Genomic DNA, 11,167 nt, shown 5'->3' with positions numbered 1-11,167 from the left:
GTCACCGTCTCGGGGCGCGAAACGCTGGGCGTGCAGTACCCGCGCCTGACCGGAAACCTGAACGTCATCTGGCGCGACTATTCCTTTTCCACCAGCCACGACCTGCAACTCGACCAGCCCGAAACCGCCAAGGAAAGCGGCTCGGTCAACTTCAGCGTGGGCAACCGCTCGGGTAACGCGACCAACTGGCAAGTCAGCTACGGTGGCGCTTACGACCTGCGGCGCATGGGCTTTACCCGGCCCACCCTGACCGGGGCGCTGACCACCAGCCGTCCGGGGCAACGCCTGAGCACCTCGCTGACCTACAACCTGCGCGGCCTCGACCAGCAGCGGGCCGAGGTCAGCCGCGCCAGTCTCGACGGCGAGTGGCAGGGCGGGCGCTTTTCGGTGTCGGGCAACGCGAGTTACAGCCGCACCCGCACGGGCATCTACCCCAACGACAAGCCTGTAGACACCTACGCCTTCGAGCCGCTGCGCGTGGGGGTGGCGCTGGGCAAGATGGAAAAGCCCGACGTGTATCTCACAGCGGCCCTGCGCCAGCGCCTGACCTTCATTGACGGGGTGCGGCAGGAAAAGGAACCGCTCTCGCCTGTGCTGGGCTTTACCCTCGACCGCTGCTGCTGGGCCATGCAGGGCGAATGGGACGTGACGGGCAAACGCTACCGCCTGACTGTCGGTCTGCCGGGGCAGTTCTACCCGCTGCTCGAAGGCGGCCCAGACGGAACGCGGGTGCCGTTGCTGCCTTTCTAAAATCGACTGCCGCAAGAAACGTAGAAGCGGCGCAACCTCCAGTCACGTCCATCCCCTTTTCTCCATCAACCAGCAGTGAAGCGGAACCATCAACCATCCTCATGAGGTGAACCATGTCCCAAACGGCCTTTTCTTCTTCCCTTCGCCCGCGCCCGGCGCTGAAACTGCTGGGGGCGCTGCTGGTCGCCGGGACGCTGTCCGGCTGCACGGGCACCGAGGAAACCGCCCCGGCGCTGCGGCTGGCGCTGCTGCTGGCGGGCGGCACGCAACTCGCCACGGTGGACACGGCCCCAGCAGACGGCAGTGCGGCGACCACCTACACGCCGACCCTGAGTACGCCGCTGGACGTGGCGCAGGGCCGCGAGCTTTACACGGTCAGCGGGCGCACGCTGCTGCTGGTCCGGCAGGACGCCGCCGAGAGCCGCGACGTGACGCTGAAACCCGTCAATGTCTTTGCCGCGCCGCCCTTCACCCCCTGCTGGCAGCAGTCGGCCTTCAACCCGGCACGCACCCGGCTGGCGGTGCTGAGCCAGTGCCCCAACGACGCGGTGCAGCGGCTGGCGCTCTATGACACGGCGGGTACGGTCATCTGGACGGCCTCGCTGGGCACGGCTCCGGTCACGACGAACACGGTGGACGCCCCGCCCGTGCGGGTGGCGGTGGTGGGGGACGTGGCGGTGGTCAGCCGCCCCGCGCTGGGAGGCGGCAGCGAGGTGATTCGCGCCGCGCCGAACCAGTCCACCGACCCGGCCTTTGCCAAAGTCGCGGTCACTTCGGCCCCCGAACGCACCGTCGCCATTCGCGACCTGGCGCTGCTGGGCACGGTCATTCACGCAGCCACCGACAGCGGCGTGTATCCCCTGTTGGACACGGGGCTGCCCGACCTGACCAAGCGGGTGGTGGCCCTAGGCGAGCGGCGTTATGACCGCCTCTGGGGGGCCAACCTGGGCACGCGCAACCTGCTGCTGGCCTGGCGCGACAATGCCATTGCCGGAGGCGGCGACCAGTACCTGCGCGTCTGGGACGGCACTTCGGCCACCGCGCAGAACGTCACCTACGTCAACGACCTACGCGACCTGACGCTGGCCCCCGACGGCAACCTCTACCTGCTGTCGCGCACGGCCCTGACCCGCTACGACGCCGTGCTGGGCCTGCAAAACGGCAACTGGCAGCCGCGCAGCCTGCTGAACAACCTCGGCGACGCCCGTGCGCTGACCTGGCTGATTCCGTAGGAGGAAAAGGGGAGAGGGTGGAGAGGTGAGGGTTTTTCCCCTCCGCTCTCCACCCTCAACCCTTGCCCCCTTACTGTCCGCCGAACTGCATTCGGAAGATGAATTTCGCCACGTCCGCCTTCAGGTTGTCCACCATTTCGTTGAACATGTTGGTGGCCTCGAACTTGTACTCGGTGAAGGGGTCACGCTGACCGTACCCGCGCAGGCCGATGCCCTGGCGCAGCACGTCCATGCCGTGCAGGTGCTCTTTCCAGTGCTGGTCCACGACTTGCAGCAGCACGTAGCGCGAGAGGCTGTTCATCATGGTCGGGCTGAGTTCTTCCTTGCGGGCGTCGAAGGCGTCGGCCACGGCGGTCAGCAGGCGGTCTTGCGCTTCGGCGGGCGAAAGCTGGCGCAGGCCCTCGAAGTCGAAGTTTTCCAGCGCGGGCACGGCGTCTACGATGGCGGTACGCAGCCCGTCCATGTCCCAGTGCTCATGGCTGGCCTCGATGGGCGCGAAGCTGGCGAGCTGCATGTCCACGAAGTCGCCAATCATGCCCTCGGTGGTTTCCTCGATGTCCTCGTCCGGCCCCAGCAGCACTTCGCGGCGCTGGGCGTAGATTTCGTCGCGTTGCTTGCTCATCACGTTGTCGAATTCGAGCAGTTGCTTGCGGGTGCCGAAGTTGCGGTCTTCCACGCGGGCCTGCGCCTTTTCGATCGCGCCCGTGACCATCTTGGCCTCGATGGGCTGCGAGTCGTCCATCCCAAGGCGGTCCATCATGCCGACCATGCGGTCATTGGCGAACAGGCGCATCAGGTCGTCCTCGAACGACACGTAGAAGCGGCTGCTGCCGGGGTCGCCCTGACGCCCGGCGCGTCCGCGCAACTGGTTGTCGATGCGGCGCGACTCGTGGCGCTCGGTGCCAATGATGTGCAGCCCGCCGAGGTCGCGCACGCGCTGGCGGTCTTCGACGGTGGCGCGGTGGAGTTCCTGCGCCTGCCGGATAAAGTCGGGCGTGATGCCGGGAATCTGCATTCCCAGCCGCTCGGCTTCGGGGTCTTCGCGGCTGATGGCCTTGATGAACGCTTCGACCTCGGGCGCGTAGCGGCTGACGCCAAGCTGAGACTCGATGCTTTCACCGATGATGTACTCGGCGTTGCCGCCCAGCATGATGTCGGTGCCGCGCCCCGCCATGTTGGTGGCGATGGTGACGGTGCCGCTGCGCCCAGCCTGCGCGATGATGCTGGCTTCCTGGGCCTCGAACTTGGCGTTCAGAACGGCGTGCTGCACCCCGGCCTGCGTGAGGAGGGCGCTGAGCTGCTCGCTGGTTTCGATGCTCGCCGTACCGATCAGGATGGGCCGCCCGGTGGCGTGCATTTCCTGCACTTCCTTCACCACCGCCGCGTACTTGCCCATGCGGGTGCGGTAAATCAGGTCGTTGCTGTCCACGCGAATCACCGGCTTGTTGGTGGGAATCACCAGCACGTCGCTGCCGTAGATGTCGAGGAATTCCTTTTCCTCGGTCTTGGCCGTACCCGTCATGCCCGCGAATTTGTCGTACAGGCGGAAGAAGTTCTGGTAGGTGATGGTGGCGAGGGTCTGGTTTTCGTTCTCGATCTTGACGCCTTCTTTGGCCTCGATCGCCTGGTGCAGCCCTTCACCGTAGCGGCGGCCCGGCATGGAGCGGCCCGTGAATTCGTCCACGATGACGACTTCGCCTTCCGCGTTGACGATGTAGTCCTTTTCGCGGTGGTACAGCTCGCGGGCGCGGATGGCCTGGGTGATCATGTGGGCCTTGTCCATGTTTTCGGGGCTGTAGAGGTCCCCCAGAGACAGCAGCCGCTCGATTTTGGTGATGCCCTGCTCGGTGAGGTGAACGGCCTTGTTCTTTTCCTCGATGGTGTAGTCGCCCGTCGGCTCGGTGCGGACGCCGGGTTCGGCGGGTTCGCCCTTTTGCAGCCGCTTGATCAGCTTGGCAAAGACGTAGTACAGGTCGGTGGCCTTTTCCGCCGCGCCCGAAATAATCAGCGGGGTCCGCGCCTCGTCGATCAGGATGGAGTCCACCTCGTCCACGATGGCGAAATGCAGCGGTGTATCGGCCCGCAGCACCAGCGCTTCGCGGCTCTGGGCCATGTTGTCGCGCAGGTAGTCGAAGCCCAGTTCGGAGTTGGTGACATAGGTGATGTCGCAGGCGTAGGCGGCCTGTTTTTCGGCGGGCGAGAGTTCGCGGTTGGCGAGGCCCACGGTCAGGCCCAGCGTGCGGTAGAGCAGGCCCATTTCCTCGGCCCCGACGCGGGCGAGGTAGTCGTTGACCGTGACCAGGTGGCAGCCTTTGCCTTCCAGCGCGTTGAAGGCCAGCGCCAGGGTCGCCACCAGCGTCTTGCCTTCCCCGGTGCGCATTTCGGCGATGCGGCCCTGGTGCAGCGCGGCCCCGCCGATGAGCTGGGTGTCGTAGTGGCGCTTGCCGATGGAGCGGCGGCCCGCTTCCCGAATCATGGCGAAGGCGGGCACGATCAGGCTATCCAGACTTTCGCCGCCTTCCAGCACGCGGCGGCGCAGGCCCATGAACGCTTCGGCGAGGTTATCAATCTGCTTGGTTTCTTCTTCCAGCGCGTTGACAGGCTTCACCACCGTCTGGATGATGCGCTCTACATCGCGCTTGTTGTTATCAAAAACTTTGTTGAGGACACGGAACATGACCCCCGGAGTATAGCCCGCCCGTATGACATACATCTGAACGATTTCAGTCTGTTCGGCGCAAGGGGATTGAGTGGGGGAGGCTCAAGGAAAGAGAACAAGGAGCGGGGGCTGCGGCGGGTAGCCTCCGCCGGGCGGGTATCATCGCGGGCGTGTCTCTCGCTGTCGTCCTCGTGTCTCCCAAAACTCCCGGCAACATCGGGGCCGCCGCCCGCGCCATGCTCAACATGGGGGCCAGCGACCTGCGGATTGTCGCGCCGCGCTGCGACCATCTGGATTCGCAGTCCGTCGCTATGGCGGCCCACGCGGGAGACCTGCTGCGCGGGGCCAAGATTTATCCGACGCTGCGCGAAGCCCTGGCCGACCGTGACCTGAGCGTGGGCACCTCGGCCCGCATCCGCGCCGACCTGCCCGCGCCCCGTCACCCCGCCGTGCTGCGCCCGCTGGTGCGCGAGGCGGCGGCCCCGGCGCTGGTGTTCGGCCCCGAAGAAACGGGCCTGATCAACGACGACCTGGAACAGTGTCAGGTCACGGTGAGGATTCCGACAGGCGACTACGCCAGCCTCAATCTGGCGCAGGCGGTGCTGCTGGTCTGCTACGAGTTTTTGCAGGGGCAAGACGAACTGCCCGAACTCACCCGCAAGACCGCCACCCGTGAAGAAATGGAAGCGATGTACGGACACCTGCAAGAAACCATGCACCTGATCGGCTACACCGACGCGGTGCGGGCGCGGCACACCATGCGGCTGTGGCGGGCCATGCTCGACCGCGCCCTGATGAGCAGCGCCGAGAGTCGGCTGTTTCGGGGGCTGCTGCGGCAGGTCAAATGGAAGGTGGACACGGTGGGCAAGGCGGCGCAGGCAGACTCCCCGGCCCGGCCTGAACCCGACCCCGAGACCCCCCTATCCTGAAGGGCGATGCCGGATTCTGTTCCTCTCCCGCCGCCCGCTCCTCCGCCGCGTGATGTGCGGCTCTCCGACCGGGTGCGGCTGGTCCGCAATGTCCTGCCGCCCCTCATCGTGCTGGTGGTGGTGGGCGTCGAACTCCTGATCACCCAGTTGCCCGACCGCCGCTCGGAACTGATCGCGCACCTGCTGTTTTACGGGCTGGTCGGGCCTGCGGTGACCTTTTTCAGTGTGGAGTGGATTGCTCAGGGCACCCGCGCCCGTGAACACGCCGAACTGGAACTGCGTGAACTGTACGGCGAACTCAGCGCCAGCAACGGGCAGCTGCGGGCCGTGCAGGAACTTATGCGCGACCTCTCCGAAGCCCCCGACCTCGCGGCGGCGGTCGAGGTCGCCACGCGGGGAGCGGTGCGCGTGACCGGGGCCACCCACGCCACCCTCAGCGTGCCGGGCGGCCTCAGCAGCAGCGTGCGTGGTGGCACCCTGCTGGCCGCTCCCAGTGCCGACCTGCACGCCCTCAAGGTGGTGATCCCGGCGGGCGGGGCCATGACATTGCATTTCGCCGTGTCGCCCTCGCCACAGACGGTCGCGCTGGCAGAAGCCCTGGCGGGTGAGGTCGCCAACGGTCTGGAAGCCGCCCGGCAGCGCACCCTCGACCTCAGCACCCTGTTCCGGGTGGACCAGTCCATCCGCGCCGAGCGCAACATGCGCCGCCTGCTCTCGCGGGTCACGGGCAACATGGCCGAGCGCTTGGGGGCCGATGCCCGCGCCGCTTACCTGTTCGACCAGGACGGCGTACTGCGGCTGGAATACGCCCAGGATTTTGCAGGCCGCGAGGAAGAAGGCGGCAGTCCCGCGCCCGCCTTCGCGCTGCGGGTCGCCGAAGCGGGGCGGCCCCTGCTGGGCGAGAGCGAGGAAGCCGCCGGGGTGTTTCCCCATGCGGTGAGTGTGCTGGGCCTCCCCATGCGCGACGAGCAGGGGCCAGTGGGTGTGCTGGTGCTGGGCGACGCCCGCGCCGACGCCTTCGAGGGCGCCCGCGTGCCGCTGCTGGCCTTTATGGCGGGTCAGGCGACCTTGGCCGTCCGCAACGCCCGCGCCTACCTCTATTCCGAGGAACTGGCGATCAGCGACGAACGCGCCCGCATTGCCCGCGAAATTCACGACGGGGTGGCGCAGTCGCTCGCGTTCGTGGCCCTCAAGCTCGACCTGGTGGGCCGCAAACTTCGCAGCAACCCGGACAAGGCCGAGGCCGAGGTGGGCGCGGCGTCGGCGCTGCTGCGCGAACAGATTCGGGAAGTGCGGCGCTCGATTTTTGCGCTGCGTCCGGTAGACCTGGAACGCTACGGCCTGCTGGAAACGGTGCGGCGCTACGTGGCCGACTTCGGGGAGCAGAACAACATCCGCACCAATCTGGACGTGACAGGCCAGATTTCGCTGTCGCCCGGCGACGAGGCAGTGATGTTCCGGCTGTTGCAGGAGAGCCTGAACAACGTCGCCAAGCACGCCCGCGCCCGTGAGGTCGGCGTGTCGCTGCACGGCTGCGGGGGCGTCACCCTGCGTGTGCAAGACGACGGTGTGGGCTTTGACCCCGAGGCGGTCAGCGGGCGGATCAGCAGCGCCGGTGGGCTGGGGCTGGTGCAGATGCGTGAACGCCTGGAAGCGCGGGGCGGCAGTTACCGCATCCTCTCCGCGCCGGGGCAGGGAACGGTCATTGAGGCGCAGTTGCCGCAGGTGTGAAGCAGATGGCGGATGGCTTTTTACGCGAGCTGGCCTAAGCCATCCGCCATCTGCTCCCCTCAGCGCTGGCTTCTTAACCGCAGCGCCTCATCCAGCAGCTTGGCCGCCACCTCGCGTTTGCTGATGCGGGGCCAGTCCTCATGCGTGCCGTCGGCGCGTACCAGCGTCACCTGATTGTCGTCGCCGCCAAACGCCGTGCCCTCGCGGGTGGGGTAGTTGAGCAGGATAAAATCGGCATTTTTGCGCTGGGCTTTGAGGGCCGCCCGTTCGACGCCCGCGTGCGTTTCCATCGCAAAACCGACCAGCACGCGGTTCGGGTGCCCCGCCTGCTCCGCTCCCAGGCCCGCCAGAATGTCCGGGTTGGGCGTGAGGTGAATGGTCACGTCCCCTGGTGTTTTGGCTTCCTTCTCGGTCTTGGGCGCGGCGGCGCGGTAATCGGCAATGGCGGCAGTCATCACCACGATGTCGGCCTCCTGCGCGGCCTGCATGATTTGGGCCTGCATCTCCAGCGCGGTTTCAATACGAACCGTCTGCACGCCTGCCGGGTCTTTGAGGTTGACCGGGCCAGTCACCAGCACCACCTCCGCCCCGCGTGACCGGGCTTCCTCGGCCACCGCAAAGCCCATTTTTCCGCTGCTGGGATTGGAAATAAAGCGCACGGGGTCGAGGTATTCGCGGGTCGGGCCAGCCGAGACGACCACCCGCAATCCCGCCAAATCCTGCGCCCGTCCTTCCCCCTCGCGCAGCAGTTCGAGCGCCCGCGCCGCAATCTGTTCGGGTTCGCTCATGCGGCCCACGCCCGCGCCTTCGCCGGGGGTGCCGAACGTGCCCGCCTCTGGCCCCAGAAACAGGTGGCCCCAGCCGCGCAGCCGCTCGGCGTTGGCCTGCACAGCGGGATGCAGCCACATTTTTTCGTTCATGGCGGGCACCCACAGCACCCGGCCCTCGGCGCTGAGCAGCGTGGCGGCGGCGAGGGTATCGGCGTGGCCCCCGGCGGCAGCGGCGAGCAACTCCGCCGACGCGCCCAGCACGACCACCACGCGGGCGCGGGCCAAGGCCAAATGCTGGGCACGGGGTTGCGGCGCGAACCACGTTTCGTCGGTGGCGACTTTGCAATTGCCCGCCGTAGCGAGGCTGAGCGGCGTGATGAATTCCAGCGCGGCGCGGGTGGCGATTACGGCGGTGTGTGCCCCACCCTCCCGCATTCGCCGCAGCGCCGTCGGCGCTTTGACGGCAGCCATACTGCCCCCCACGATGACGAGAATGTCGGGCGTCGGGTGGTCGGCAGCGGGCGCGGTCATGGGGTCAGGATAGCGGCCCCCGGACGGTCAGGGTTGCACGGTCACGGGAACGTCGAAGACTCCCCAATTCAGCTTTTGTCGGTCTGTTTCCATTCAGCGCAACGGTGCAGGTGGCCCCGGCTCCGCACTTCAGGCGGGACGCTGGCAGGGGATACATCACCGCTCCGCGAAAGGCAGTAGCGCGGCCCCAGGCGTCCACCAGTTCCCAGTCGTAACTCATTTCACCCCAGGAGCAGCGACGCAGCCCAGGCCAGCGCCGATGGCTCGTTTATGGTCAGAGTTTAACCTCTCTTGACAACTCCGCACCGCGCTATTGCTTTAAGAGTTAAAGTAGGCCAATGACTTGGCTGGTGCCGATTTCTATTGACTCAGACGCGCAGTCTGCCTTCGACCAGTTTCTGAGCGAACTGGAACGGCGACTGTCCGACCCCGCGACCGATCGCAACGAACTCTGCCGCGAAGTGCTGGCCCAGGTGATGTATGGGCGCGAATACGCCGAGTTGCTGGCGCAGATGCCCATCGCGGCGCTGAACCTCGACCCGCGCCACGTCACCTTCGAGGCCGAGTACTACATGGCGACCGACCAGGAAAAATTCGCCCGCGTCAAGCCGCTGCTGTGGCTCTGGAAAACACTTGACCAGACGCCCTTCGGTCAGAACCCGGTGACGGGCATTCCGCTGCGGCGCATTCTGGCGGGACATATCTTCAAGAAGGTCGGCAAGAACTTCAAATGCTGGCAGAACGTCGAATTTTCGGTGGGCTACAACATGGAAGTGGGCGACGACGTGGTGGTGCACCGGCATGTTTTGCTGGACGACATCGGCGGCATAGAACTGCACGACGGCGCGTCGGTCAGCGATTACGTCAACATCTACAGCCATACCCACAGCGTGCTGGACGGCCCCGACGTGACCCTGCGAAAGACCGTCATCGGGCGCGGCGCACGCCTGACCTACCATTCGACCATTCTGGCGGGCAGTGTGGTCAGCGACGACGCCATGCTCGCCACCCACGCCCTGCTGCGCGACGACATTCCGCCGCACGGCATCGCCATGGGCCTGCCTGCCAAAGTCACCCGCTACAAATTGCGTCCGTCCCAGACCGACTACCGCGTCAACGCCGCCGAGTGGCCCCGTGAAGCTGACCGCAAGGCCAACCCGGAGTTCCCCGACCCCACGCCGAACCAGACCCGCAAGCCCGGTGAGGGTGGGGAAGACGTGGTGACGGGCGAGGGCTGAACTGGGTCATGGCGGTGATATAGACCCTACTTTCGCTCTCCAGGCGAATGTTCAGGCCACCTTCAGGTCGCTCACTGCCCCGCGCCCTACAATTTGCCCATGACTGACCGTAAAAAACCCAATGTAGGCGCAGCCGTTCTGGTGACGGTGGCGACGGTAGGCGCGGCAGCCGGAGCAGCGCTGCTGGCCCGCAGACGACAGGGCGAAATCAAGGAATTCGTGGTCGCCAACGTGCTGGAAAAGCCCGCTGGGCGCTCCAGTTTCACTGACCTGGGGCAGCAGCTCGAACGGGGCGGCACCTTCCTGACCCGCCGTGCCGAGCAGGCCGCCGACACGCCCGAAAACCGTGACCTGCTGGCCCACATCATCGGCATCGAGCGCTGGGGCCAGAGCCGCATTCAGGTGGCCCTCGGTCAGCGCGAGTTCGTGCGCGACGAGTACCACGGTTACCGCCCCGCCGAAGGAAGCACGCTGGGGCAACTGCAATCGCTGCTGTCGCAAACCCGCGCCCGCACCGTGGATTTGGCCCGCCAGCTCCACTTCCGCCCGCCCGATGACGACTTCGTGGTCGAACACAATGGCCTGGGGCCGCTGACCGCCAAAGGCTGGCTGCGTTACCTCAACCAGCACGCCGACATCGAAAGCCGCAAACTCAGAAGTGTGAAGGGCGTCCCGCTGCACGAGGAAGAAGCCCAAGCCGCGTCTTCTTGAATAGAGCAGCAAACCGAGCGCCAGGAGACTATGCATAAGGCCACTGGCGCTTTCACGTTTCGTTTTCAGGCAGGCCCCGGCTTGAGCGTGGCGCTGGGGGTAGGCAAATTGACCGACTGGGTCAAGGTCGGCCATTCATTCAGGGTGCCGCCCGCCAGTACGGTCTGCACGTCCTCACCGCTCAGGCTTTCACGGGCAATCAGGGCGTCGGTCAGACGGTGCAGCACATGGACGTGTTCGCTCAGCAGGGCACGGGCACGTTCATATTGACCGTTCAGGATGTTCGACACCGCTTGGTCAATCTGCTGGGCGGTGTGGTCGCTGTAGCCCGTCGAGCGCGGGGCGAAGCCCAGATAGCCCTCGTCTTCCTGGGCGAGCGCCAGTTGGCCTACCTCCGACATGCCCCATTCGGTAACCATGCGCCGGGCCAGACTGGTGGCCTGCTGAAAGTCGCTTTGTGCCCCTGTCGTCACTTCGCCATACACGACTTCCTCGGCGGCGTGTCCGGCCAGCGCCACGCAGATGCGGTCGAGCAGGGCGGCGCGGGTGTGGTGCATCCGGTCTTCGGGGGTATACAGCGCCGAGCCGAGGCTGCGGCCACGCGGCACCACCGTCA

At 66.2% G+C, this 11,167-nt stretch carries 7 protein-coding genes and 2 pseudogenes; 6 read left to right on the top strand and 3 right to left on the bottom strand.

Annotated features, from left to right (window positions below; genetic code table 11):
- A pseudogene (locus Q4C89_RS10445) lies at positions 1–750 on the top strand (hypothetical protein); the annotation flags it as partial.
- Between the two features lie 113 nt (positions 751–863).
- On the top strand, positions 864–1,982 hold the full coding sequence (locus tag Q4C89_RS10440; protein WP_303102552.1) for a hypothetical protein: 1,119 nt from the start codon (positions 864–866) through the stop codon (positions 1,980–1,982).
- A 70-nt stretch (positions 1,983–2,052) separates the two neighbouring features.
- Here Q4C89_RS10440 and secA read toward each other — a convergent pair whose 3' ends face one another.
- Positions 2,053–4,659 (bottom strand): preprotein translocase subunit SecA, encoded by a 2,607-nt coding sequence (secA, locus tag Q4C89_RS10435; protein WP_303102551.1) that lies wholly within the window; start codon positions 4,657–4,659, stop codon positions 2,053–2,055.
- A 152-nt stretch (positions 4,660–4,811) separates the two neighbouring features.
- On the opposite strand from secA, the gene Q4C89_RS10430 reads away from it, so the two are divergent.
- Together Q4C89_RS10430 and Q4C89_RS10425 are read left to right on the top strand one after the other, a co-directional pair.
- Entirely contained in the window at positions 4,812–5,570 is a 759-nt protein-coding gene (locus tag Q4C89_RS10430) for an RNA methyltransferase (RefSeq protein WP_303102550.1), read from the top strand.
- Between the two features lie 6 nt (positions 5,571–5,576).
- Positions 5,577–7,301 carry a GAF domain-containing sensor histidine kinase gene (locus tag Q4C89_RS10425; RefSeq protein ID WP_303102549.1) on the top strand — a complete coding sequence of 575 codons (1,725 nt, stop codon included), beginning with the start codon at positions 5,577–5,579 and terminating at the stop codon, positions 7,299–7,301.
- Between the two features lie 59 nt (positions 7,302–7,360).
- Here the strand turns inward: Q4C89_RS10425 and coaBC are convergent, their stop codons facing one another.
- On the bottom strand, positions 7,361–8,602 hold the full coding sequence (coaBC, locus tag Q4C89_RS10420; RefSeq protein ID WP_303102548.1) for a bifunctional phosphopantothenoylcysteine decarboxylase/phosphopantothenate--cysteine ligase CoaBC: 1,242 nt from the start codon (positions 8,600–8,602) through the stop codon (positions 7,361–7,363).
- A gap of 338 nt (positions 8,603–8,940) precedes the next feature.
- On the opposite strand from coaBC, the gene Q4C89_RS10415 reads away from it, so the two are divergent.
- Complete coding sequence (locus tag Q4C89_RS10415; RefSeq protein ID WP_303102547.1) at positions 8,941–9,840, top strand: acetyltransferase; 900 nt, start codon at positions 8,941–8,943, stop codon at positions 9,838–9,840.
- Positions 9,841–9,939: 99 nt separating this feature from the next.
- Positions 9,940–10,551, top strand: coding sequence for a DinB family protein (locus tag Q4C89_RS10410; protein ID WP_303102546.1), 612 nt, complete (start codon positions 9,940–9,942; stop codon positions 10,549–10,551).
- Positions 10,552–10,616: 65 nt separating this feature from the next.
- On the opposite strand, the pseudogene Q4C89_RS10405 reads toward Q4C89_RS10410, so the two are convergent.
- A pseudogene (locus tag Q4C89_RS10405) lies at positions 10,617–11,167 on the bottom strand (cell division protein FtsH); the annotation flags it as partial.

The sequence above is a fragment of the Deinococcus sp. genome (assembly GCF_030523985.1).
In the GTDB taxonomy this organism is placed as follows: Bacteria; Deinococcota; Deinococci; order Deinococcales; family Deinococcaceae; genus Deinococcus.
The sequence above is the reverse complement of the archived record's forward strand: the minus strand, read 5'-3'. Positions and strand labels throughout refer to the sequence as shown.

Excerpts from the sequence above, each read along its gene's own strand:
- coaBC (WP_303102548.1), bottom strand. The coding sequence starts at position 8,602 with ATGACCGCGCCCGCTGCCGACCACCCGACGCCCGACATTCTCGTCATC.
- Q4C89_RS10415 (WP_303102547.1), top strand. The coding sequence starts at position 8,941 with ATGACTTGGCTGGTGCCGATTTCTATTGACTCAGACGCGCAGTCTGCC.
- Q4C89_RS10425 (WP_303102549.1), top strand. The coding sequence starts at position 5,577 with ATGCCGGATTCTGTTCCTCTCCCGCCGCCCGCTCCTCCGCCGCGTGAT.
- Q4C89_RS10440 (WP_303102552.1), top strand. The coding sequence starts at position 864 with ATGTCCCAAACGGCCTTTTCTTCTTCCCTTCGCCCGCGCCCGGCGCTG.
- secA (WP_303102551.1), bottom strand. The coding sequence starts at position 4,659 with ATGTTCCGTGTCCTCAACAAAGTTTTTGATAACAACAAGCGCGATGTA.
- Q4C89_RS10410 (WP_303102546.1), top strand. The coding sequence starts at position 9,940 with ATGACTGACCGTAAAAAACCCAATGTAGGCGCAGCCGTTCTGGTGACG.